The organism is Ruegeria sp. B32, assembly GCF_025141855.1.
In the GTDB taxonomy this organism is placed as follows: domain Bacteria; phylum Pseudomonadota; class Alphaproteobacteria; order Rhodobacterales; family Rhodobacteraceae; genus Ruegeria; species Ruegeria arenilitoris.
This window is the reverse complement of the sequence record NZ_CP081106.1, coordinates 3,217,162-3,241,580: the sequence shown is the minus strand read 5'-3', so window position 1 is coordinate 3,241,580 and position 24,419 is coordinate 3,217,162. Positions and strand designations below refer to the sequence as shown.

The 24,419-nt window shown below is 63.1% G+C and carries 22 protein-coding genes; 14 read left to right on the top strand and 8 right to left on the bottom strand.

The window, feature by feature from the left end:
- Positions 1-10: 10 nt before the first annotated feature.
- Complete coding sequence (locus K3752_RS16415) at positions 11-574, top strand: nucleotide exchange factor GrpE (protein WP_093963902.1); 564 nt, start codon at positions 11-13, stop codon at positions 572-574.
- 33 nt (positions 575-607) lie between these two features.
- Here K3752_RS16415 and mutS read toward each other — a convergent pair whose 3' ends face one another.
- The gene (gene mutS, locus K3752_RS16410) at positions 608-3,220 is read right to left on the bottom strand and encodes a DNA mismatch repair protein MutS (protein WP_260066342.1); all 2,613 of its coding nucleotides are present in this window, start codon (positions 3,218-3,220) and stop codon (positions 608-610) included.
- 160 nt (positions 3,221-3,380) lie between these two features.
- On the opposite strand from mutS, the gene K3752_RS16405 reads away from it, so the two are divergent.
- On the top strand, positions 3,381-5,636 hold the full coding sequence (locus K3752_RS16405; RefSeq protein ID WP_260063825.1) for an NADP-dependent malic enzyme: 2,256 nt from the start codon (positions 3,381-3,383) through the stop codon (positions 5,634-5,636).
- 4 nt (positions 5,637-5,640) lie between these two features.
- Complete coding sequence (locus K3752_RS16400; RefSeq protein ID WP_260063824.1) at positions 5,641-6,513, top strand: ribokinase; 873 nt, start codon at positions 5,641-5,643, stop codon at positions 6,511-6,513.
- Here the strand turns inward: K3752_RS16400 and msrA are convergent.
- The 4 genes from msrA to K3752_RS16380 form a co-directional block, all read right to left on the bottom strand.
- Positions 6,510-7,175: a peptide-methionine (S)-S-oxide reductase MsrA gene (msrA, locus tag K3752_RS16395; RefSeq protein WP_260063823.1), complete on the bottom strand. Its 666-nt coding sequence runs from the start codon at positions 7,173-7,175 to the stop codon at positions 6,510-6,512. The two genes, K3752_RS16400 and msrA, sit on opposite strands and share 4 nt — an antisense overlap.
- Before the next feature lie 95 nt (positions 7,176-7,270).
- Positions 7,271-7,552, bottom strand: a complete 282-nt coding sequence (locus K3752_RS16390; protein ID WP_093963906.1) for an SCP2 sterol-binding domain-containing protein — start codon at positions 7,550-7,552, stop codon at positions 7,271-7,273.
- A gap of 80 nt (positions 7,553-7,632) precedes the next feature.
- Complete coding sequence (locus K3752_RS16385) at positions 7,633-8,031, bottom strand: DUF1810 domain-containing protein (protein WP_170596735.1); 399 nt, start codon at positions 8,029-8,031, stop codon at positions 7,633-7,635.
- A 32-nt stretch (positions 8,032-8,063) separates the two neighbouring features.
- Complete coding sequence (locus K3752_RS16380) at positions 8,064-9,290, bottom strand: argininosuccinate synthase (protein WP_170596661.1); 1,227 nt, start codon at positions 9,288-9,290, stop codon at positions 8,064-8,066.
- Positions 9,291-9,603: 313 nt separating this feature from the next.
- Here K3752_RS16380 and K3752_RS16375 point away from each other — a divergent pair, with 313 nt between their 5' ends.
- The gene (locus K3752_RS16375; protein ID WP_260063822.1) at positions 9,604-10,191 is read left to right on the top strand and encodes a hypothetical protein; all 588 of its coding nucleotides are present in this window, start codon (positions 9,604-9,606) and stop codon (positions 10,189-10,191) included.
- Between the two features lie 59 nt (positions 10,192-10,250).
- Positions 10,251-11,477 (top strand): threonine ammonia-lyase IlvA, encoded by a 1,227-nt coding sequence (ilvA, locus tag K3752_RS16370; RefSeq protein WP_260063821.1) that lies wholly within the window; start codon positions 10,251-10,253, stop codon positions 11,475-11,477.
- 4 nt (positions 11,478-11,481) lie between these two features.
- Here ilvA and K3752_RS16365 read toward each other — a convergent pair whose 3' ends face one another.
- The gene (locus K3752_RS16365) at positions 11,482-11,808 is read right to left on the bottom strand and encodes an Hpt domain-containing protein (RefSeq protein WP_260063820.1); all 327 of its coding nucleotides are present in this window, start codon (positions 11,806-11,808) and stop codon (positions 11,482-11,484) included.
- Positions 11,809-11,965: 157 nt separating this feature from the next.
- Here K3752_RS16365 and K3752_RS16360 point away from each other — a divergent pair, with 157 nt between their 5' ends.
- A complete protein-coding gene (locus tag K3752_RS16360; RefSeq protein WP_260063819.1) occupies positions 11,966-13,231 on the top strand; it encodes a PP2C family protein-serine/threonine phosphatase in 1,266 nt (421 codons plus the stop codon).
- On the opposite strand, the gene K3752_RS16355 is transcribed toward K3752_RS16360, so the two are convergent.
- Complete coding sequence (locus K3752_RS16355; RefSeq protein WP_170340705.1) at positions 13,228-13,671, bottom strand: NUDIX hydrolase; 444 nt, start codon at positions 13,669-13,671, stop codon at positions 13,228-13,230. The genes K3752_RS16360 and K3752_RS16355 overlap by 4 nt on opposite strands.
- A 76-nt stretch (positions 13,672-13,747) precedes the next feature.
- On the opposite strand from K3752_RS16355, the gene K3752_RS16350 reads away from it, so the two are divergent.
- From K3752_RS16350 to K3752_RS16315, 8 genes are all read left to right on the top strand, one after another.
- Entirely contained in the window at positions 13,748-14,734 is a 987-nt protein-coding gene (locus K3752_RS16350) for an Hsp33 family molecular chaperone HslO (RefSeq protein WP_093963913.1), read from the top strand.
- Positions 14,724-15,323, top strand: a complete 600-nt coding sequence (locus K3752_RS16345) for a CoA pyrophosphatase (RefSeq protein WP_260063818.1) — start codon at positions 14,724-14,726, stop codon at positions 15,321-15,323. Before K3752_RS16350 ends, K3752_RS16345 begins: the two co-directional genes overlap by 11 nt.
- Complete coding sequence (locus K3752_RS16340) at positions 15,320-16,474, top strand: CCA tRNA nucleotidyltransferase (protein WP_260063817.1); 1,155 nt, start codon at positions 15,320-15,322, stop codon at positions 16,472-16,474. Before K3752_RS16345 ends, K3752_RS16340 begins: the two co-directional genes overlap by 4 nt.
- A gap of 191 nt (positions 16,475-16,665) precedes the next feature.
- Positions 16,666-18,516, top strand: a complete 1,851-nt coding sequence (locus tag K3752_RS16335; protein ID WP_260063816.1) for an ABC transporter ATP-binding protein — start codon at positions 16,666-16,668, stop codon at positions 18,514-18,516.
- Positions 18,513-20,345: an ABC transporter ATP-binding protein gene (locus K3752_RS16330; RefSeq protein WP_260063815.1), complete on the top strand. Its 1,833-nt coding sequence runs from the start codon at positions 18,513-18,515 to the stop codon at positions 20,343-20,345. Before K3752_RS16335 ends, K3752_RS16330 begins: the two co-directional genes overlap by 4 nt.
- 39 nt (positions 20,346-20,384) lie before the next feature.
- Entirely contained in the window at positions 20,385-21,614 is a 1,230-nt protein-coding gene (locus K3752_RS16325) for a class I SAM-dependent RNA methyltransferase (protein ID WP_260063814.1), read from the top strand.
- 20 nt (positions 21,615-21,634) lie between these two features.
- Positions 21,635-22,420, top strand: a complete 786-nt coding sequence (locus K3752_RS16320) for an ion transporter (RefSeq protein WP_260066339.1) — start codon at positions 21,635-21,637, stop codon at positions 22,418-22,420.
- A 56-nt stretch (positions 22,421-22,476) separates the two neighbouring features.
- A complete protein-coding gene (locus K3752_RS16315; protein ID WP_260063813.1) occupies positions 22,477-22,995 on the top strand; it encodes a murein L,D-transpeptidase family protein in 519 nt (172 codons plus the stop codon).
- Here the strand turns inward: K3752_RS16315 and K3752_RS16310 are convergent.
- Positions 22,979-24,415, bottom strand: coding sequence for a nodulation protein NodH (locus tag K3752_RS16310; RefSeq protein WP_260063812.1), 1,437 nt, complete (start codon positions 24,413-24,415; stop codon positions 22,979-22,981). The two genes, K3752_RS16315 and K3752_RS16310, sit on opposite strands and share 17 nt — an antisense overlap.
- Positions 24,416-24,419 lie beyond the last annotated feature (4 nt).

Here is a 24,419-nt window from a genome sequence, read left to right as displayed (position 1 = left end):
AGGGTAAAAGATGGCAGAGCCGAAGAACGAAGACTTTCTGGACGACATTGCAACTGCCGAGGCGGAAGAACTGGCCGAGGAGATGGCCGAGATCAGCGAAGAAGCGCTGGAACTGGATGCCCTGAAGGCCGAGCGCGACGAGTTGCGCGACAAGTTCATGCGCGCCCTGGCGGATGCGGAAAACGCACGCAAGCGTGGCGACAGGGCCCGCCGTGAGGCCGAACAGTATGGTGGGTCCAAATTGGCGCGCGACATGCTGCCGGTCTACGACAACATGAAACGCGCGCTCGAGGCGGCTACGGACGAGCAGAAAGAGGTCGCAGCCGGCCTGATCGAAGGTGTCGAGCTGACCATGCGCGTGTTGAAGGACGTATTCCAGAAACACGGGATCGAGGTCATCACACCCGAGGTTGGCGACAAGTTCGACCCGAACCTGCACGAAGCCATGTTCGAAGCCCCTGTGCCGGGCACCAAGGCGGGCGAGATCATCCAGGTCTCGGCCGAAGGGTTCATGCTGCATGACCGCCTGCTGCGTCCGGCGCAGGTGGGGGTCAGCTCGACCCCGGCCAGTTGACGGGCCAGTTCCGCTGACAATCGAAAGGGGCGGTCAGGATCTGGCCGCCTCTTTCAGTTTGTAGATCAGGTCCAGCGCTTCGCGCGGGGTCAACTCGTCCGGCAGAATGTCCTTTAGCATCTCGTCCACCGCCGAGGTTTTCGGCGCGGGTGGCGGCGGCGGTGCAGCGGAAAACAGCGGCAGATCGTCGATCAGCGCCTTCTGCTTGCCGCCTTCACGCTCGGTCTTCTCCAACTGGTCCAGAACCACACGCGCGCGCTCGACGACCGAAGCCGGCAGCCCGGCCAGCTGCGCGACCTGCACACCATAGGAACGGTCGGCCGCGCCTTTGTGGACCTCGTGCAGGAAGATCACTTCGCCCTCCCATTCCTTGACCGCGACGGTGGCGTTTTCGACGCCCTCCAGCTTGCCGGCCAGCGCGGTCAGCTCGTGGTAATGGGTGGCGAACAGCGAGCGGCAGCAGTTAACGGCGTGCAGATGTTCCAGCGTGGCCCAAGCGATGGACAGGCCGTCATAGGTGGCGGTGCCGCGCCCGATCTCATCGAGGATCACCAGCGCCCGGTCATCGGCCTGGTTGAGGATGGCCGCGGTTTCGACCATCTCAACCATGAAGGTCGACCGGCCCCGCGCCAAATCGTCGGAGGCGCCCACGCGGCTGAACAGCTGACTGACCAGCCCGATATGGGCGGACTCGGCCGGAACGAAACTGCCCATCTGCGCCAGCAGCGCGATCAGCGCATTCTGGCGCAGGAAGGTCGATTTACCGGCCATGTTCGGACCGGTCAGCAGCCAGATGGCCGCACCGTCCTCGGCGTTGAGGTCGCAGTCATTGGCGATGAAGGCATCACCGGACTGCCGGCGCAGCGCGTGCTCCACCACCGGGTGGCGGCCCGCGACGACATCAAAGGCGCGCGAGCCGTCCACCTGCGGGCGGCACCAGTTCTCGCCCCGCGCCAGATCGGCCAGCGCGGTGGTCAGGTCCAGTTCGGCCAGCCCGCGCGCGGCCTGGTTGATGCGGGCGGCCTGCGCCAGAATCTCGTCGGAAAGCCTGTGATAGAGCCGCTTTTCGATCTCAAGCGCCAGGTTTCCGGCGTTCAGGATGCGGGTTTCGATCTCGCTGAGCTCTACCGTGGTGAACCGCACCTGGTTGGCGGTGGTCTGTCGGTGGATATAGGTCTCGCTGAACGGCGGGTTCAGCATCTTTTCGGCATGGGTGGCCGTGGTTTCGATGAAATAGCCCAGCACGTTGTTGTGCTTGATCTTCAGCGAGGCGATGCCGGTATGTTCGGCGTATTTCTGCTGAAACCCGGCAATGACCGAGCGGCCTTCGTCGCGCAGGGTGCGGGCCTCGTCCAGTTCGGCGTCGAAACCGGGGGCGATGAAGCCGCCATCGCGCGCCAGCAGCGGCGGGTCGGCGATCAGCGCCTGATCCAGCAGGTTAAGCAGATCGTCAAAGCCCACGAGATTCTGCACCGCGGTCGCCAGTAGCACCGGAAGATCCTGCTCGGTGCAGATCTCGGCAATCGCCTGTGCCTGCGCCAGCCCGTTGCGGATGGCGGCCAGATCGCGCGGGCCGCCGCGCTCCAGCGACAGGCGCGACAGGGCGCGGTCCAGATCGGGCGTCTTGCGCAAGGCTTCGCGCAGATCGGCGGCGATCAGGCTATCCTGCGCGGCAAAATCGACCGCGTCCAGCCGCGCATGGATCACATCCAGGTTGCGCGAGGGGCTGGACAGCCGTTGTTCCAACAGGCGCGCGCCGCCCGGGGTCACGGTCCGATCCACCACCGACAGCAGCGATCCGGCCCGTCCGCCCGACAAAGATCGCGTAAGCTCAAGGTTGCGGCGGGTGGCCGCGTCGATCTGCACGACGCGATCCTCGGATTCTTTCATCGGCGTCTGCAGCAGCGGCAGTTTGCCCTTCTGCGTGATCTCCAGGTAGTCGATCAGCGCGCCCATGGCCGAGATCTCGGCCCGGCCAAAGCTGCCGAACGCATCCAGCGTGCCCACGTGAAACAACCCGCAGATGCGTTTTTCTGCCGCAGTGCTGTCGAAACTGGCCCGCCCGATGGGGGTGAGCGCGATGCCAAGGTCACCGACCGTGTCACGCAGGTCGGCCTCGGCGCCATCGGCCACGATCAGCTCGGACGGGGCCAGCCGGGCCAGCTCGGGGCTGAGGCGGACCGAGGTCAGCGGCATCACGTGAAACGCCCCGGTCGAGATGTCGGCCCAGGCCAGCGCGGCCTCGTCGCGCACCTTGGCATAGGCGGCCAGAAAGTTGTGGCGGCGCGCCTCCAGCAGGGCGTCTTCGGTCAGGGTGCCGGGGGTGACAAGGCGCACGACATCGCGCTTTACCACCGATTTAGAGCCTCTTTTCTTGGCCTCGGCCGGGCTTTCCATCTGTTCGCAGACGGCGACGCGAAAGCCCTTGCGGATCAGCGTCAGCAGATAGCCCTCGGCCGAATGTACCGGCACGCCGCACATGGGGATGTCTTCGCCATTGTGCTTGCCGCGCTTGGTCAGGGCGATGTCCAGCGCCTCGGCGGCGTTCACGGCGTCCTCGAAGAACATCTCGTAGAAATCGCCCATGCGATAGAACAGCAGGGCGTCTTTGTGGGCCTCTTTGATTTCCAGGTATTGCGCCATCATCGGCGTGACGTTGGACAAGGCTGCTCCCCTCTGGCGTATTTCGGCGCGACCTTACAAATCCCCCAACCGCGACGAAAGGTGAAATCGCATAGTCGTTGAGGCGCGCCCCCGCCTGCGGTATGAGGCGAAAAGCCCCGAAGTCATGGAACCGACCGTCAAAATGCCCAAAGCGAAGATCACCAAAGAAGAGGCGCTGGCCTTTCACCTGGAACCCACCCCCGGAAAGTGGGAGGTGCAGGCCACCGTTCCCATGACCACGCAGCGCGATCTGTCGCTGGCCTACAGCCCCGGCGTGGCGGTTCCGTGTGAAGCCATCGCCGAAAACCCCGAGACCGCCTATGACTATACCAACAAGGGCAACCTTGTGGCCGTGATCTCGAACGGAACGGCGGTTCTGGGGCTGGGCAATCTGGGCGCGCTGGGCAGCAAGCCGGTGATGGAGGGCAAATCGGTCCTGTTCAAGCGCTTCGCTGACGTGAACTCGATCGATATCGAGCTGGACACCGAGGACCCCGACGAATTCTGCCGTGCAGTGCGGCTGATGGGGCCGACCTTCGGCGGCATCAACCTGGAAGACATCAAGGCGCCCGAGTGCTTCATCATCGAACAGCGCCTGAAGGAAGAGATGGACATCCCCGTCTTTCACGACGACCAGCACGGCACGGCGGTGATCTGCGCGGCGGGGCTGATCAACGCGCTGCACATCTCGGGCAAGAAGATCGAGGACGTGAAGATCGTCCTGAACGGGGCCGGGGCGGCGGGAATCGCTTGTATCGAACTGCTCAAGGCGATGGGCGCCCGGCATGAAAACTGCATCGTCTGCGACACCAAGGGCGTGATCTATCAGGGCCGGACCGAGGGTATGAACCAGTGGAAATCGGCCCACGCGATTTCAACCGAGCTGCGCACGCTGGAAGAGGCCATGAAGGGCGCCGACGTGTTTCTGGGCGTATCCGTCAAGGGCGCGGTCACGCAGGAGATGGTCGCCAGCATGGCCGACAATCCGGTGATCTTCGCCATGGCCAATCCCGATCCGGAAATCACCCCGGAAGAGGCACACGAGGTGCGCGTTGACGCCATTGTGGCCACCGGGCGCAGCGACTATCCCAACCAGGTCAACAACGTTCTGGGCTTTCCCTACCTGTTCCGCGGGGCGCTGGACATCCACGCCCGCGCCATCAATGACGAGATGAAGATCGCCTGCGCCCACGCGCTGGCCCGTCTGGCGCGCGAGGACGTGCCCGACGAGGTGGCGCTGGCTTATGGCAAATCGCTGACCTTCGGGCGCGACTACATCATTCCCACGCCGTTTGACCCGCGCCTGATCTATCGCATTCCGCCTGCCGTCGCGAAGGCAGGGATGGACACCGGCGCGGCCCGGCGGCCGATCATCGACATGGAGGCCTATGAGTTGAGCCTCAAGTCGCGCATGGACCCGACCGCCAGCATTCTGCGCGGCCTGAACGCCCGGGCCCGCGCGGCGCAAAGCCGGATGATCTTTGCCGAGGGCGACGATCCGCGGGTTTTGCGCGCGGCGGTGACGTATCAGCGGTCGGGCTTCGGCAAGGCGCTGGTCGTGGGCCGGCCCGACGACGTGAAGACCAAGCTGGAAGCCGCCGGTCTGGGCGACGCGGTGCGCGAATTGGAGGTGGTCAACGCCGCCAACACCACGCATCTCGATGCCTACAAGGACTTTCTGTACCAGCGGTTGCAGCGCAAAGGCTTTGACCGCAAGGACATCCACCGCCTGGCCGCGCGCGACCGGCATGTGTTCTCGGCCCTGATGCTGGCGCATGGGCATGGCGACGGTCTGGTGACCGGGGCCACCCGCAAATCGGCGCATGTGCTGGACCGCATCAGCCATGTGTTCGACGCCGACGCCGCCCATGGTGCCGCCGGGATCACCGCGCTGCTGCACAAGGGCCGGATCGTGCTGATCGGCGACACGCTGGTGCATGAATGGCCCGACGAGAACGATCTGGCGACGATTGCCGAACGCGCCGCCGTGGTTGCCCGCCACATGGGGCTGGAGCCTCGGGTGGCGTTCGTCAGCTTCTCGACCTTCGGCTATCCTGTCTCCGAGCGGACCGAGAAGCTGTACAAGGCCCCGCAGGTGCTGGAGGCGCGCGGCGTCGATTTCGAATACGAAGGCGAGATGACCGTCGACGTGGCGCTGAACGCCCACCAGCAAGAGGCCTATCCCTTCTGCCGCCTGACCGGGCCGGCCAACATCCTGATTGTGCCCGCGCGGCACTCGGCCTCGATTTCCACAAAGCTGATGCAGGAAATGGCCGATGCTACGGTGATCGGCCCGATCCTGACCGGCATCGACAAGCCGATCCAGATCTGTTCGACCGGCTCGACCGCGAATGACATCCTGAACATGGCCATCCTGGCCTCGTGCGACATGGCGTGATCCGATGGCAATCTGGAACCTGGGCTCGATCAATGCCGACATGGTCTATGCGCTGCCGCACCTGCCGGCGCCGGGTGAAACCCTTGCGGCCAGCGGTTTGCAGCGATTTCTGGGCGGCAAGGGCGCGAACATGTCGGTTGCGGCGGCGCGGGCCGGGGCGCATGTGCGCCATATCGGTGCCGTGGGGTCCGACGGGCTGTGGGCACGCGGCCGGTTGACCGAATACGGGGTCGACACGCGGCACATCGCGCAGGTCGATCAGCCCACGGGCCATGCGATCATCGCGGTGGATGCGCAGGGCGAAAACCTGATCATCCTGTACCCCGGCGCCAACCACGCGATCGGCGCCGATCAGGTTTCCGCCGCACTGGCAGACTCTGACACGGGCGATCTTCTGGTGTTCCAGAACGAAACCACCGCACAGGTCGCGGCCGCGAAACTGGGCCGCGAGCGGGGTCTGACGGTGTGTTATGCCGCAGCCCCCTTCAGCGCAACGGCGGTGCAGGCGGTGCTGCCCTATCTGGATTTCCTGATCCTGAACGAGGTCGAGGCCGCCCAGCTGCAACAGGCCACAGGGATGGCTCCGGCCGATCTGCCGGTCGAGCATGTGATCGTCACGCTGGGGTCAAAAGGCGCCCGCTATCATCAACGCGGGCAGGCGGCGGCAGAGTTTCCCGCCCACAAGGTCAAGGCCGTGGACACGACCGGGGCCGGGGACACCTTTACCGGATATGTTCTGGCGGGAATGGACCGGGGGATGCCGATGGCGCAGGCCATCACCCAAGCCAACCGGGCCGCTGCCCTGATGGTGATGCGGCCTGGTACGGCGGACGTCATTCCCGATCTGAAAGAGGTGCGCGAGGCCGCGCTGGATTAAGATCCGGCAAACGGCGCGGCGTTGCCCCACAATTGCCGGACCCGTGCATCGCGGCCGCAGGCCTTGCGATACGCCTTGTAGGCATTCAGCTGGCGTTTCGGCCCGAACCGGGTGAACACCAGCTTTTTGCCCTTGTAGTAATCCTGATGATAGGCCTCGGCCGGATAGAACGCCCCAAGCGACAGGACCGGAGTCACGATGGCCTGACCCAGCGCACGCTGTGCTTCGGCCTTGCTGCGTTCGGCCAAAGCTTTTTCGCCTGTGTCAGAGACGAAAATCGCGGTGCGATAGCTGTCGCCCCGGTCACAGAACTGTCCACCGGCATCGGTGGGATCGACCGAGCGGAAAAACAGGTTCAGCAGCGTTTCACGGGAGACGCGGGCCGGGTCGAAGGTGATCTGTACCGCCTCGTAATGGCCGCTGCCTCCGCTCGTGACCTGGCTGTAGGTGGGGTTCGGAGTCGTGCCGCCGGTATAGCCCGAAACCGCTTCGATCACGCCGGGCACGGATTCGAAATCGGCCTCGACGCACCAGAAACAACCGCCCGCCACGGTCAACGTTTCGGTACCGGCCGCCGGGGCCGGCTGAGCGCGCAGGATCAGCGCCAGCGCAATCAGCGCAAACAGAAGGGTCAGCTTGATCTGGTCGAGGCAACGGGTCATGGCGGACCTCCTTTCCGCCTCAGGCTGCCGCGCAACGGGGCGGCTGGCAATCGGTTGAAACCGTTTGTCACGCGGTGGTGAGACGAGTTTATCGCCTAGCCCAGCAGCTGCCCCAGCTTCATCGCGACGCCCATGTCGCCCGAGATCTTGAGCTTGCCCATCATCACCCCTGTCATCGGGTTCAGCTTGCCGGTCAGAAGTTTGCCCAGATTGTCGCGCGAGATGCGGATGGTGCAATCGGTCTCGCGGTCCTGGGTGGTGGCCGTGTTGTCGGCCAGCACGATCACGCCATCGGCGCCGCAATCGAATTTCAACGAGCCGTCAAAGCGCTTGTCGGCCAGTCCCTTCTGGATTCCCTCGGCGATCTCCTGCAGCATCCCTGCCTCCCTATTTCGCACTTGCGTTCGGGGTGACAGAGGGCAGGGGCCGGGGCAAGCGTGACCTTACGGGAAACCGCTCAGCCCAGAGCCTGCTGCGTGCGCGGGCAGGGCTGCCCGTCGTAGAACGCATCCAAAACCGCCTGGAATTCAGGCGGAGCATCGGGCACGGCGGCGAACAGGGTCATGGACGACCGCAGCTTCTTGGCATCCACCTTGCCCAGAATTTCGGCCGGGTCCTTGCCCGCGTGGGTCAGCATCAGCCGGGCCACCTCGGTCAGGCGGCGGCGCAGTTCGGGGTGAGCCAGATAGGCGGCAGCCTCGTCCAAATCCTCGATCCCGTAGAGCTGCGCCATGTGCGACTGGCCCAACTCGGCCAGTTGCGGAAAGACGAACCACATCCAGTGGCTGGTCTTCTGCCCCTGTTCCAGTTCGTGCAGGACATCGGACCAGACCGTGTCCTGCGCTTCGATGAACATTTCCAGTTCGTCGTTTATGCCGTCATCCTCGGTCACTTGGACAACCGCTTGTCGCGTGCCGCCAGCAGCTTGAGCCGTAGCGCGTTCAGCTGGATGAAGCCCGCGGCGTCTTTCTGGTCATAGGCACCGGCGTCTTCTTCGAAGGTCACATGCGCCTCGGAATACAGCGAATGATCCGACCAGCGGCCCACGGTCGAGGCCAGACCCTTGTACAGCTTCACGCGGACGGTGCCGGTGACGTGTTCCTGGCTTTTGTCGATGGCGGCCTGCAGCATTTCGCGCTCGGGGCTGTACCAGAAGCCGTTGTAGATCAGCTCGGCATATTGCGGCATCAGCTGGTCCTTCAGGTGCATCGCGCCGCGGTCCATGGTGATGGATTCGATGCCGCGATGCGCTTCCAGCAGGATGGTGCCGCCTGGTGTTTCATAGATGCCGCGCGACTTCATGCCCACGAACCGGCCCTCGACCAGATCGAGACGGCCGATGCCGTGCTTGCCGCCGTATTCGTTCAGCTTGGTCAGGATGGTGGCGGGGCTCATCACCTCGCCATTGATGCTGACCGGGTCGCCTTTTTCAAAGCCGATCTCGATATATTCCGGCTCGTTCGGGGCGTCCTCGGGGTGGACGGTGCGCTGATAGACATAGTCCGGCGACTGAACGGCGGGATCTTCCAGCACCTTGCCTTCGGACGAGGTGTGCAGCAGGTTTGCGTCGACAGAGAAGGGCGCCTCGCCGCGCTTGTCCTTGGCGATCGGGATCTGGTGCGCCTCGGCAAATTCCAGCAGCTTGGTGCGGCTGGTCAGGTCCCACTCGCGCCAGGGCGCGATCACCTTGATGTCGGGGTTCAGCGCATAGGCCGCCAGTTCGAACCGCACCTGGTCATTGCCTTTGCCGGTGGCGCCGTGGGCCACCGCATCGGCGCCGGTTTCCTTGGCGATCTCGATCAGGCGCTTCGAGATCAGCGGACGCGCGATCGAGGTACCCAGCAGGTACAGCCCTTCGTACTGCGCATTGGCGCGGAACATCGGGAAGACGAAGTCGCGGACGAACTCTTCGCGGATGTCCTCGATATAGATGTTCTCGGGCTTGATCCCCAGCAGCTCGGCCTTCTGGCGGGCGGGCTCAAGCTCTTCGCCCTGACCCAGGTCGGCGGTGAAGGTCACCACCTCGCAGCCATACTCGGTCTGCAGCCATTTCAGGATGATCGAGGTATCAAGGCCACCGGAATAGGCCAGAACAACTTTCTTGGGCGCGGACATCTGACTTCCCCTTATGCGTAAGACGATTGGCCCCTAGCGGGTTTTCGACGTGGGGGCAAGAAGCTGTGGATTGACCGGGCGGCGGAATTGCAGTCAAACGGTATCAACCATGGATTGATCAAGGAAATTTCGGAATGCTCGGATGGAATATTTTTGCCCACTCGCTTCGGATGGTTTTTGGCAATCTCAAGCAGGTGGCGCAAATCGTTATCGGACCGGCCGTAATCGGAACGGTTGCAATCATCGGCCTGTTCATGGTGTCGGAATTCCACTTGAGGCATTCGATGACAATCCGAACGGGCTGCCGCCGGGAGTGAACCCGGGGGCCATTGTTCTGTTCGCGTTTCTCCTGTTCGTCGTGATGGTCCTCATCATGGGCTGGATCGCGGTGGCCTGGCACAGATACATTCTTCTGGAAGAGTATCCTTCCGGCGTGCTGCCTACCTTTCGGTTCGATCGCATTCTGGCCTATTTCGGACGCGGGCTGATGCTCGGGATCCTGATGGCAATTGCATTCCTGCCGATGGGGATCCTGACAGGCATGCTGGGCGAAGGACTGATCGCCATTTCGATCATCCTGACCATCGGCTACATGGTTTTCCTGGCTATTTGCTTCTACCGGCTGTCCATCATCCTGCCGGCTGCGGCAATCGGCAAGCCGATCACGTTGAGCGAGGCATGGAACAACACTCGGGGTACCGCTGGATCAATCGTCGTTCTTATCGTGGTCTCGTTCCTGTTTCAGTTCCTGGTTCAGCTGGCGATCGGAGTTTTGTCGATCATTCCGGTACTGGGTGTATTGATCGCCCTGTTTTTCGGAATCTTGATCCTGCCGATGATCAACGTCAGCATCCTGACCACGATGTACGGCGTGTTCATCGAAAAGCGCGAACTGGGCTGATCGCCCGTACACTGATGTATTCCTTGCCCTTGTCGGCCTGATGGGGCAGGGAATGCGGCATGAAAGATTTCATGACCCGCGCCCGCGCCGCCGAACAGGCGATGCGCACCGTGTTTCCTGCAACACCGTTGCAGCGCAATGCCCATCTGTCCGAGAAATACGATGCCGACATCTGGCTGAAACGCGAAGACCTCAGCCCGGTGCGGTCCTACAAGATCCGCGGCGCGTTCAACGCCATGCGCAAGCAGCAGGGGCAGGACCTGTTCGTCTGCGCCAGCGCTGGCAACCACGCGCAGGGCGTGGCCTTTATGTGCAAGCACATGGGGGTCAAAGGCGTGATCTTCATGCCGGTGACGACACCTCAGCAAAAGATCCAGAAGACCCGAATCTTTGGAGGCGACAACGTCGAGATCCACCTGACCGGCGACTATTTCGACCACACGCTTGCCGCGGCTCAGGACTGGTGCGCGCAGCAGGGCGGGTATTTCCTGTCGCCCTTCGACGATGATGACGTGATCGAGGGGCAGGCCTCATTGGCCGTGGAGATCGAAGAGCAGCTGGGCCGCCTTCCCGATCACGTGGTGCTGCCGGTAGGCGGGGGCGGCATGTCCTCGGGTGTGGCGACATGGTTCGGCGACCGCACCCATTGCCTGTTCGTCGAACCCGCGGGCGGAGCTTGTCTGCGCGCGGCGTTGGCGGCGGGCCATCCAGTGTCGCTGGACAAGGTAGATAATTTCGTCGACGGAGCGGCGGTGGGCCGGATCGGAGACAAGCCGTTTCAGTTGTTGCGTGACCGGCATCTGTCGGATGTGATCGTTCTGTCCGAGGACCGCATCTGCACCACAATGATCGAGATGCTGAATGTTGAAGGCATCGTGCTGGAACCCGCCGGAGCCCTGGCGATCGAGGCGGTCGGCGACGTCCAGAGCTTTGTACGCGGCAAGACGGTCGTCTGCGTCACCTCGGGCGGGAATTTCGATTTCGAGCGTCTTCCCGAGGTCAAAGAGCGGGCGCAGCGCTATTCGGGCGTCAAGAAATACTTCATCCTGCGCCTGCCGCAGCGCCCCGGAGCACTGAAGGAATTTCTGAACATCCTCGGCCCCGAAGATGACATCGCCCGGTTTGAATACATGAAGAAATCGGCGCGCAATTTCGGTTCGGTCCTGATCGGGATCGAGACCAGCAAGCCGGACAATTTCCTGCGCCTGTTTGCGCATCTGGACGATGCCGGGTTCGTCTATACCGACATCACCGAGGACGAGACGCTGGCGCAGTTCGTGATCTGACCGATTACAGGTTGTCCTTTAGGCCGGACATGAATTCCGCGCGCGAGCGGTCAAAAGCCGCAATGACCGCGTCCAGATCGACTTCCGCCCCATGGCCCGCAGCAGCGCGCAGTTCGCCATCCTGACAGAGTTTGGACAGGCTCTCAAAACCAAGGCTCAATGCACTGCCTTTGAGGAAATGCAGGTTCTGCTCAAGCGCGGACCGGTCGGTGTCCGACGTCAAGCGGCCCATGACCTCACCGACCTCATCCAGAAAAATCCGGACGACCTCGTCGAATTCCTCGGACCCGACTTCGTCACGCAGCTGGCGCACCCTGGGCCAGTTTATCATCACCGTCCTCCACCTTGACCGGTACCGTCTCTGATTACCGGTCCGGGGTAAAATCCGGGTTAAGCCGCTGCGGAGAACAGCTTTCATCGGTTGTTAAGCCGAGCGCCGTAGCTTTGCCCCACCCCCGTTGGAAAATGCGCAGAGGTTTCGCGTGCGAATGTCCAGCCAAATTGAGGCCAAGGCTGACCTGGATTTTGGAGCCATCCGGACTGTGCTGGTGGTCGATGACAGCCGCCTGCAACGCCGTATTCTGGTGGCATCGCTGAAGAAATGGGGATTCACGGTTGTCGAGGCCGACAGCGGTGAAGAAGCGATCGAGATCTGTAAAAAGGCCCTGCCTGATCTGGTGCTCAGTGACTGGGTGATGCCGGGCATGGGCGGGCTGGAATTCTGCCGCGCGTTTCGCGCGCTGGAGAACGACCAGTACACCTATTTCATCCTTCTGACCTCAAAAAGTGAGAAGCAGGAAGTCGCGCTCGGCCTGGATGCCGGTGCGGATGATTTCCTGATCAAACCGCTTGAAGCAGACGAGTTGCGGGCCCGCATTTCGGCAGGGGCCCGCATTCTTGATATGCAGCGCGAGCTTTCGGACAAGAACCGGTTGATCGAAACCGCTTTGGCCGAACTGCGCCTTGCGCATGACGCCATCGACAAGGATCTGATCCAGGCGCGCAAGATACAGGAATCACTGGTGCCGGAACTCTATCGGGAATTTGGCAGGTCCCGGGTCAGCCTGCTGCTCAAACCCTGCGGCCACATCGGGGGTGACCTGGTGGGGATGTTTTCGCCGGGCGCGAACCGGATCGGGTTCTACAGCATCGATGTCTCCGGCCACGGTATCACGTCAGCAATGATGACGGCGCGGTTGGGCGGGTATCTGACCAGCCAGCATTTCGATCAGAACGTCGCAATGGAGAAGCGGTTCAACAAGTTCTACGCCTTGCTGCCACCCGAGCAGGTGGCCGCCATCCTGAATGCCCGCCTGATGGCCGACACGGGGATCGAGGAGTATTTCACCATGGTCTACGCCATCGTGGACCTGCGCAACGGCCACCTGAGGATGGTTCAGGCTGGGCACCCCCATCCACTGCTGTTGCGCCGGACCGGCCGGGCAGAGTTCCTTGGGGATGGCGGCCTGCCCATCGGATTGCTGCCCGATGTGGCGTTCCAGCAGACCGAAACCTATCTGCAGCGCGGTGACAAGCTGCTGTTGTACTCGGACGGCTTCACCGAATGCCGTGTCAAAAACGGTGATCTGCTGGATGAGGACGGGCTGCGACGGATGGCGCTGGAATGTCTTGGTGCGAACAGCGGGCCTGAGTTTCTGGACGACATGTTCTGGCGATTAACTCAGGGTATGCCGCCGGGTGCCGGGATGGAGGATGACGTTTCAGCCGTGTTTTTCGAGTACAACGGAAACTAAAGCCCAGATAGATGCAGCCGCGCGAAGTGCCGGTCGCCTGCATTGCCCAACATGTGAACCGCATCGCCGGTGTTCATCCAAACCGCCTCGTGAAAGGGTTCGGTCGGTGGTCCTTTGCGTTGAACCGGGCGAGCGCGGTAGATCAGACAGACCTTCTCGGCCCACAAATCATATTCGGGCATGTAGGTGAATCGCCGGAACGCACCAACCCGCCGCGGGTCCGCGATCGACCAACCGGTTTCTTCGAACACTTCGCGATGCAGGGCGACTATTGGCGACTCGCCGGGGTCGATCCCGCCACCAGGCAGCTGCAAGTCGGGTCCGGGTTCGGTCTGGCAGGTCAGCAGCAGGCTGGCCCCGCGCGGCAGCAGCGCATAGACGCCGACCCGGCGCGTGTATTTCCGTCCCGGTTCCGGGGTTTCGCCGAACCGTCTGATCATGTAAGGACCCTTTCAACCCCGAATGTACGACCTATATGGTGGCGATATGCCAACTTGCGGCGCTTAAGGAAACCCCATGTCTCTTGGAACGAAAATAGCGTGGGACGATACCGTCCTGCCCTTTCAACTTGATGTATCGGATATGCGTGGCCGCGTGGCCCGGCTGGACGGGGTGCTGGACGGCATCCTGAAGCAGCATAACTACCCCGCGCAGGTCGAGGCGCTGGTGGCAGAGATGGCCTTGCTGACCGCGCTGATCGGCCAGACCGTCGCGCTGCGCTGGAAGCTGTCGCTGCAGGTTCAGTCCAAGGGGCCCGTGCGGATGATCGCCACTGACTATTACGCCCCGCGCGAAGAGGGTCAGCCCGCGCAGATCAGGGCCTATGCCAGCTTTGACCGCGACCGTCTGACCGAAGGTGCTCCCTTTGATCAGGTGGGCGAGGGATACTTTGCGATCCTGATCGACCAGGGCAAGGGGACGCAACCCTATCAGGGGATCACGCCGCTGGCCGGAGGATCGCTCAGCGCCTGCGCCGAGGCGTATTTCGCGCAGTCCGAACAGCTGCCGACCCGCTTCTCGCTCAGCTTTGGCCGGTCGACCGAGCCGGGTGTGGGCGAACGCTGGCGCGCCGGCGGCATCATGCTGCAGCACATGCCAAAGGCGTCTCCGTTTGTCGCCAGCGGCGAGGGTACGGGCGAAGTTCTGACAGCCGCCGATCTGGTCGATGGTCAGGAAGAAGAGAACTGGGGTCGGGTCAACATACTTCTGGACACGGTCGAGGATCTGGAAATGATCGGACCATCCGTGGCGCCGACCGATCTGCTGGTGCGCCTGTTCCACGAGGAACAGCCCCGCGTGTACGAGGCCCAGTCGGTGCAGTTCGGCTGCACCTGCTCCGAGGACCGCGTGCGTCAAAGCCTGTCGATCTACTCGGCCCAGGACATCGAGAAGATGACCACGGATGAAGGTACCGTAACCGCCGACTGCCAGTTCTGCGGCGCGCATTACGTGCTGGATCCGAAATCGGTCGGGTTCGAGGCCGAAGATCCGGATGCCGGCTGATCTGATCCCGCGTCTGAGCGCGGCGTTGGCCCGTCCCGGTGACGGGTCCAGCGACTTCGACCTCAATCCCGGGACGGTTCTGCCTGCGGGGCGCAAGCTGCGCCCGGCAGGTGTTCTGGTTGCCGTGGACCTGGCCCGTGGCGATCCGCGCTTGATCCTGACCAAGCGGTCCTCGGCCCTGAAACACCATCCGGGGCAGATCGCCTTTCCGGGCGGCAAGCAGGACGACACCGATGCGGATGTGACCGCCACGGCCCTGCGCGAGGCGCAGGAGGAGATCGGCCTGCCGCCGGACCTGCCACGTATTCTGGGCACATTGCCGGTGCATGAAACGGTCACGTCATTCGCCGTGACACCGGTGGTTGCGGTTCTGGAGCGCGGCTTTGACCCGGTGGCCGAACCGGGCGAGGTGGACGAGGTGTTTTCGGTTCCGCTTGCGCATGTGCTGAACCCTGCGAATTATGTGGTTGAATCGCGCATCTGGCGCGGAACACGGAGGTACTACTTCGCGGTGCCCTACGGCCCCTACTACATCTGGGGCGCCACGGCCCGCATGTTGCGCGGGCTGGCGGCACGGATGAGCGAATGATGCGGATCACCGAAGACTGGATCACGAACCCGGCCACGCAGAACGTGTGTGCGGCGCTGACCGAGGGCGGCGCGCAGGCGCTGTTCGTGGGAGGGTGCGTCCGCAATGCGCTGCTGGGGGCACCGGTCTCGGATCTCGACATCGCCACCGATGCCCGCCCGCAACAGGTGATGGACCTGGCCGAAAAGGCCGGGCTGAAGACGATTCCGACGGGGATTGATCATGGCACCGTGACCGTGGTCAGCGACGGCATACCACATGAGATCACAACCTTTCGCCGCGACGTCGAAACCGACGGGCGGCGCGCGGTCGTTGCCTTTTCCGACCAGGTGGAAGAGGACGCCGCCCGTCGCGATTTTACGATGAACGCGCTCTATGCCCGCCCCGACGGCACCATTCTGGACCCGCTGGGCGGCCTGCCCGACCTGCAGGCGCGGCGCGTGCGGTTCATCGGCACGGCGCAAGATCGCATCCGCGAGGACTATCTGCGCTCGTTGCGGTATTTCCGGTTCCACGCCTGGTATGGCGACGCGCAGGCCGGGATGGACCCGGATGCGCTGGCGGCGATTGCGACCGATCTCGACGGGCTCGACCGGCTGTCGCGCGAGCGGGTCGGAGCCGAGATGCTGAAACTGCTGGCCGCGCCCGATCCGGCCCCATCAGTGGCGGCCATGCGCAGCATCGGCGTTCTGGCGCATCTGCTGCCCGGCGCCGACGATCGGGCGCTGCCGATCCTGATCCATCTTGAATCACAGGCCGGGCTTGCCCCCGACGCGCTGCGCCGTCTGGCAGCCATCGCTGCGCCCGAGGTTGCTGGGACTCTGCGCCTCAGCAAGGCGCAACTGGCCCGCCTGACCCGGATCCGGGACGGCGCGCAATGCGGTGCCGGGGCGGCCGAATTGGGGTATCGGCTGGGCCAGCCAGACGGACAGGACGCGGCCCTTCTGCGCTGCGCCTTTCTGGAACAGCCCTGGACGGCTGAGACGGGCGCGGCCGTTGAAAAAGGGGCCGCAGAGACATTCCCGGTCAGGGCCGCCGATCTGCTCGGGCGCTACTCCGGCCCTGCGCTGGGCGCGAAACTGGCCGAACTGGAGAGCCGCTGGATCGCCTCGGAATTCACGCTGGACCGGGACGCGCTGCTGCAATATTGACGGGAAGTCTCAAAAGGGGATGACAAGCCCGCAGGTGTTCGGCTAGGTTGCGCCTGTCACATGGATGGAGGACTGCGAATGTATTACGGGATCTGGTTCGGCTAAAGCCAGAACACCTGACCCGTACGGGTGGTGTTTTGGCGCCATCTGCTTTCGCATTTTCAATTTTCCTGCTCAATCGGAGCACCTCCATGTTTCGCTATTTCGAAAACCTCGTAGACCCTTTTGTTGCATATGAAGAGGTGGACACGCCGCCGACGCGGCTGTGGCCTTTCATGCTGGATTATTCCCGCCCTTTTCGGCGCGTCTTCTTCTGGGCCGCGCTGATGTCGATCATCGTGGCCGCGGTCGAGATCGGGTTGATCTATTACATGGGCCGGGTCGTCGACCTGCTGGGCGGATCACCGTCCGAGGTCTGGCAGGCCCACGGGACCGAGCTGGTTCTGGTCGCGCTGTTCATCCTTTTCCTGCGGCCCATCCTGCATGTGCTGGACGTGCTGTTGCTGAACAACGCGATCCTGCCCAATTTCGGAACGCTGATCCGCTGGCGGGCGCACAAGCACGTTCTGCGCCAGTCGGTCGGTTGGTTCGAGAATGATTTTGCCGGGCGAATCGCCAACCGCATCATGCAGACCCCGCCCGCCGCGGGCGAGGTGGTGTTCCAGGTGTTCGATGCGATCTCGTTCTCGCTGGCCTATCTGATCGGCGCGGCGATCCTGCTGATGGCTGCCGATCCGCGCCTGCTGCTGCCGCTGCTGATCTGGTTCGCGCTCTATGCGCTGCTGGTGCGCTGGACGGTACAGAGGGTCGGGCCGGCGTCGCAGGCCGCGTCCGATGCGCGGTCCACGGTGACGGGCCGGGTGGTCGACAGCTATACCAACATCCACTCGGTGAAGATGTTCGCCCATGCCCAGCAGGAGCTCGACTATGCGCGCGAAGCAATCGAAGAGACCCGGCGCACCTTCCAGACCGAAATGCGCATCTTCACCATCATGGATGCCGTTCTGGTCGCGCTGAACGGCGTGCTGATCATCGGTGTGGTCGGCTGGGCCATTTACCTGTGGATGCAGGGCAGTGCCTCGGTCGGGGTGGTGGCGGCGGCCACCGCGCTGACGCTGCGGCTGAATGCCATGACCGGCTGGATCATGTGGGCTCTGACCAGCTTCTTCCGCCAGCTGGGCGTTGTGGCCGAGGGGATGGAGACCATCGCCCAGCCCGTCGACCTGCTGGATGCGCCGGGCGCCAAACCATTGCAACTGACCGACGGCCGGATCGAGATCCGCGACCTGTCGCACCATTATGGCCGCGAGACCGGCGGGCTGGATCACGTCAATCTGACCATCCAGCCGGGCGAGAAGGTCGGGCTGATCGGGCGCTCGGGGGCCGGGAAGTCGACCTTGGTCAAGCTGCTTTTGCGGTTCTACGACGTGGAAAGCGGTGCGATCCTGATCGACGGGCAGGACATCCGCACCGTCACCCAGGACAGCCTGCGCCGCAATATCGGCATGGTTCAGCAGGACAGCGCGCTGCTGCACCGCTCGGTGCGCGACAACATCCTGTATGGCCGCCCCGATGCCACCGAAGACCAGATGATCGCCGCCGCCAAACAGGCCGAGGCGCATGACTTCATCCTCGACCTGCAGGACCCGCAGGGCCGCACCGGCTATGACGCCCATGTGGGCGAGCGCGGCGTCAAGCTGAGCGGCGGGCAGCGGCAGCGGGTGACGCTGGCGCGGGTGATCCTGAAGGACGCGCCGATCTTGTTGTTGGACGAGGCCACATCCGCCCTAGATTCCGAGGTCGAAGCCGCTATCCAGGAGACGCTGTACGGTATGATGCAGGGCAAGACCGTGATCGCCATCGCGCACCGGCTCAGCACCATCGCCCAGATGGACCGCATCCTGGTGATGGACGGAGGCCGGATCGTCGAGGAAGGCACTCATGGCGATCTTTTGGAGCAGGGCGGTCTTTACGCCCAGTTCTGGGCGCGCCAATCTGGCGGCTTCATGAACCCCGAGGCCGCGGACGAGGCAGCAGAATGACGGTCGCAGACCTAATCAAACCGTTTGAACCCACCCAGACGCCCCCGCCGCAAAGGCTGGGGGCGTTCATTCGCTGGTGCCTGACAGGGGCCTGGCCCATGTTGTTCGCCGCTGCGCTGTTTTCGGCCCTGGCAGGCGCGATGGAGGCCGGAACCGCCTGGATTCTGGGCTGGGTGATCGACATCGCGACCGCCAGCGGCCCCGAGAACTTTCTGACACCGCGAAACCTGTGGATGATCCTGGGCGCCGTGGCGTTCTTCATGCTGATCCGGCCGCTCCTGTTCGGGCTATCCTCGGTGTCGAACAACTATATCGTCATGCCCAACATCCCGCCGTTGGTCCTGGCCAAGCTGAACCGCTGGACGTTGGGGCAGTCGGTCACCTATTTCGACGACGATTTTGCCGGCCGCATCGCCCAGAAACAGATGCAGACGGCCAATGCCCTGACCTCGGTCGTATCGGAAACCATCAGCGCCATCGTCTTTGCCTTGGCCTCGCTTGTGGGATCTTTGCTTTTGTTAGGGTCTATTCATCCCCTGGTCATGCTGCCCTTCGTGGCTTGGCTGGCGGTGTATTTCCTGCTGGTGCACTGGTACCTGCCACGGATCCGCACGCGCTCGGCCGCGCGCGCCGGGGCACGGGCGATGGTGTCGGGACAAGTGGTGGACACGATCACCAACATCAAGACGGTCAAGCTGTTTGCCCATTCCGAGTTCGAGGATCAGGCCGCGCGCGACTCGATGGTTGCGCTGCGCGACAAGTCGCTGGCTTTTGGCAAACTGTCGGCCAGTTTCCGGTTCATTTTGATGACCTTGGCGGGGCTTCTGCCGGTTCTGCTGTTGGGCGCGACGCTGTGGCTGTGGCAGGCGGGGTCGGCGACCACCGGGGATATCGTGGCGGCGGGTGCCATTTCGATCCGCATCGCTCAGATGACGGGATGGGTCAGCTTTACCCTGATGGGGATCTACGCCCATGTGGGCGAGATCGAGAACGGCATGAAAACCCTGGCGCGGCCCGACCGGGTCGAGGATGAGCCGGACGCCACCGAGCTGACGGTGCCCGAGGGCCGGATCGAGTTCCGCGATGTCAGCTTTGCCTATGGTCGCGACGTGGGCGGAGTCTCGGACCTGACGCTGACGGTGCAGCCGGGCGAGAAACTGGGCATCGTCGGTGCCTCGGGGGCGGGGAAGTCCACCCTGGTTTCGCTGCTGCTCAGGCTCTATGACAGGGAAAATGGGCAGATTCTGATCGACGGGCAGGACATCGCCCGCGTCACGCAGGACAGCCTGCGCCGCCAGATCGGCATGGTCACGCAGGAAACCGCGATGTTCAACCGCTCGGCCCGCGACAATATCCTGTACGGTCGGCCCGATGCCACCGAAGACCAGATGATCGCCGCGGCCAAAAAGGCCGAGGCGCATGATTTCATCCTCGATCTGCAGGACGGGCAGGGGCACAGGGGTTATGACGCGCATCTGGGCGAGCGCGGCGTCAAGTTGAGCGGTGGCCAGCGTCAGCGTATCGCGCTGGCCCGCGCGATCCTGAAGGACGCGCCGATCCTCGTGCTGGACGAGGCCACCTCGGCGCTGGATTCCGAGGTCGAGGCCGCGATCCAGACCGCGCTGCACCGGGTGATGGAGGGCAAGACCGTTCTGGCCATCGCCCACCGCCTGTCCACCCTCAGCGAGATGGACCGGATCATCGTTCTGGATCACGGGCGCATCGTGGAAAGCGGTCCGCATGACACTCTGCTGGCGCAGGGCGGGTTGTATGCGCGGTTCTGGCACCGTCAGTCGGGCGGGTTCATCCAGACCGAAGCCGCCGAATAAGGGTTTTGTTGGCGCATCAGCCCGGCTATCAGGCAGGCCATGACGCAGGAATACAACATTCTCCGCCTCGGGCATCAGGGCGACGGCATCGCCGAGGGCCCGGTCTATGCCCCCCGAACGCTGCCCGGAGAGCGGGTCAGCGGCGCGTTGGACGGCTCGGTGCTGACCGATATCAAGGTGCTTACGCCGTCGGACGATCGGGTCAAGCCGCCCTGCCGCCACTACAAAAGCTGCGGCGGTTGCCAGTTGCAGCATGCCTCGGACGCCTTCGTGGCCGATTGGAAGGTCAAGGTGGTGCGTACCGCCTTGGCCGCTCAGGGGCTGCAGGCCGAGATGCGCCCGATCCTGACGTCGCCACCGCAGTCGCGTCGCCGCGCCACCATCGCTGTGCGCCGCACCAAGAAGGGCGCGCTGGCGGGGTTCCACGGGCGCGCCTCGGACGTGATCACCGAGATTCCTGATTGCCAGCTGCTGGACCCGGCTCTGACTGCCGCCATCCCCGTGGCCAAGACGCTGGCCGAACTGGGCGGCAGCCGCAAGGGCGTGTTGTCGGTCACCCTGACCCTGTCCGAAGCCGGACTGGACGTGGCGGTGCAGGGCGGCAAGCCGCTGGATGGCCCGCTGGAACTGGCGCTTGCGCAGGCGACCGAGCAGCACGGGCTGGCGCGGCTGGCCTGGGATGGCGAGGTGATCGCCATGCGCAACCCACCAAAACAGCGGTTCGGACCGGCCACAGTGGTCCCGCCGCCGGGGGCCTTCCTGCAGGCCACGAAAGATGGAGAACAGGCTCTGACACAGGCTGTTTTCGAGATTGTCGGCCCAGCCAAGCGGGTGGTTGATCTGTTCGCGGGCTGCGGCACGTTCTCGTTGCCGCTGGCGCAACGGGCCGAGGTTCATGCCGTTGAAGGCGCGGCCGACATGACCCGCGCGCTGGATCAGGGCTGGCGCAAATCCACGGGATTGAAACAGGTCACGACCGAGGCGCGCGACCTGTTCCGCCGCCCCTTGATGCCGGACGAGCTGCGCCGCTTTGACGCCGTGGTTCTGGACCCTCCGCGCGCCGGCGCCGAGACCCAGGTGACCGAGCTGGCTCAGGCCCGCCGTCCGGTCATCGCCTATGTGTCCTGCAACCCAGTGACCTTTGCGCGGGATGCAAAAATTCTGGTTCAGGCGGGCTATGCCCTTGAATGGGTCCAAGTGGTTGACCAATTTCGATGGTCATCCCACAGCGAATTGGTGGGCAGCTTCAAACTGGCAGAGAATCCATGACCCGACAGGAGACCCTTCGCATGACGATCCGGCAGCGCCTGCAGGCCTTTGTCGAAAACCCGCGGTTTTCGCAATTCATCACCGGCGTCATCTTGGTGAACGCAGTTCTGCTGGGCATGGAAACCTCGGACGGCCTGATGGCCAAATTTGGGCCGGTGATCGTGCTGCTCGACACCATCTGCCTGAGCATCTTCGTCGCCGAGATCGCGATGAAACTGGTGGCCAACGGGCGCCGTTTCTTCCTCAATGGTTGGAACATCTTCGATTTCGTGATCGTCGGCATCGCCTTGGTGCCCGGCGGAGCGGGTCTTTCGGTGTTGCGTGCGCTGCGGATTCTGCGGGTGCTGCGGGTGATCTCGGTTGCGCCACGCCTGCGCCGGGTGGTCGAGGGCTTCATTTCGGCGTTGCCGGGCATGGCAAGCGTGTTCCTGTTGATGGCGATCCTGTTCTATATCGGCGCGGTGATCTCGACCAAACTGTTCTCGGACAGCTTTCCGGAGTGGTTCGGTGATCTGGGTCTGTCGGCCTATACCCTGTTCCAGATCATGACGCTGGAAAGCTGGTCGATGGGCATCGTCCGCCCGGTGATGGAGGTCTATCCCTACGCCTGGCTGTTTTTCGTGCCCTTCATCATGGTCACGACCTTTGCGGTCGTGAACCTGCTGGTCGGTCTGATCGTGAATTCGATGCAGGATGCCCACCACGCCGAGGATGAAGTCAAGACGGATGCCTATCGGGACGAGGTGCTGGACCGGCTTGAGTCGATCGAACGCCGCCTGACCGAGCATATGAACAGCAAAAAGTGATTTCCGTTTCTGCCGGATTTTGGCATTATGCGAAAAAACGAGCAGGCAGTGAAATCATGGATCGTCGAGCATTTGGATTGGGTGCACTGGCAACACTGAGCCTTTCGGCTTGTGGAAGTGCGGGCCCCCGGTTTCTGACCTACAACGGACCCGAGGTGACATCCATCGTGGTGAACAAGGGCGCACGCAAGATGTACCTGCTGCATCACGAGCAGATCTTGCGCGAATATGATGTCGAGCTTGGGTTCGCTCCAAGCGGCACAAAGGTCCAGCGCGGAGATGGTCGCACACCCGAAGGCACCTACCTGATCGACCGCCGCAACCCTCGCAGCCGATATCACCTGTCGCTGGGGATTTCCTATCCCAACAGCCAGGATATCGCCAAGGCAAAGGCGATGGGCTTCGACCCGGGTGGAGACATTTTCATTCACGGCCAACCGAACCTGCGCAAGGAGTTCAAGCGCGCGAAGAAGACACCGGATTGGACCGCTGGCTGCATCGCCGTCAAGAACGAAGAGATCGAAGAGATCTATGCGATGGTGAACGAAGGTACGTTGATCACCGTTCGGCCTTGATACGCCGCCATTTCCCGAATCCGAACTGCAGATAATCGCGCTGATAGGTTTCCTCGGCCAGCGCCTCGAGTTTGTCATCGTAGATCTGATCCAACGAATAGGGCTGGTCCGGCGCGGGCACGCCGGGCTTCGGCGGGGCATTGTGCCCCAGGCCGCGGGCCAGATTCGGTAGCGCGGTGGCCATCTCTTCCTCGCGCAGTATGAGATCGGGCAGGGCAAAGCCCGCAATCCCCTCCAGCATGCGGGCCTGCGTGCACCACAGCCCGTCGACCCGGATCGGGGTCTGGCCAGAGAGATTCAGCTGCAGAAACTCAAGAAACGCCGAAAACGCCTGATAGTGCTGCTCGAGCGAATAGTTCCCATCGCGCACCTGGCCCGGGATCGGCAACTTGAACCCGTTGCGCAGCCGGTTGCGGATTCCGGCATATGCGCCGGGCCCGGTGCCCAGGATCCGTTCGCAAAACACCGAATGTGCCCGCGCCAACGGGTGCCGCAGGACCGTGAATTTCCGGTGACCCGGATGCGCCTTCATCCAGCGGCGCACCTGTTTCTGGTTTCGGTCGGTGATCAGCTCGCCGCCATCCAGTTCGGACATCCATTGAACCACGATCTGTTCCGGTCCACCACGGATCGGCAGATACATCAGCGGCGTTTCCGCGGCCGCGATATGACGCGAAACGGCAGGCCCCCGTCGTGGTTCGAAGTTCGGCGTTCGGTGCAGGTTGAACCGGTCCAGCGCCGCAAGGGCCGCATCCATGGCTTCGGGATTGGTCACCTTTGACAAGGCCGGTTCCGGGTTCTGGGGTTTGAGATCCGGAGCCAGTTGATCCAGACGCGCCTCAACCCCCAGCCATGCCGCCAGTCCGTTCAGAACATCCAGTTGGGTCAGATCCTCGTAACCGATGTAAAATGCGGTCTGGCCAGTTTTTTGCAGCTGATTGACCAAACTCAGCTGAAACGCCTGCTGCTCATCCACGTAGTCCCGAAACTCGTCCCCATCAAACGCAACCTTGGTGGCGCGCCTGCGTTTCACGTTGGTCAGCATCCACTGTTGGGTCTCCCGCGCAATCTTGAGCGAGATGTAGCTGTCCAACGGGTTGCGGTTGAGAATGATCTTTGCGCAGCGCGGATCGTTCAGCGCCATCGCCAGGGCCCGCGGGTCGTGCGAGTGAAAAAACCGGAACCCGTGCAGACCCTCCGGCGCGGAACGCATTGCTTCGATCAGGCGGTCCGGCGCAGCATCCCTGTCTTCCAGTGAAAGTCCCAGCACTTCGGTTGCTTTCGGGTATCCGATGAAGTGCGGATTGAACGCCTCGCCATGACACTGCACGCCGTCCAACGCATTCAGGTTTGCCTCCAGCAGGTTCGACCCGGTGCGCATTTCGGCAAGAATGATGAAATAGTCAAAGTCGGTCGGCATGCGG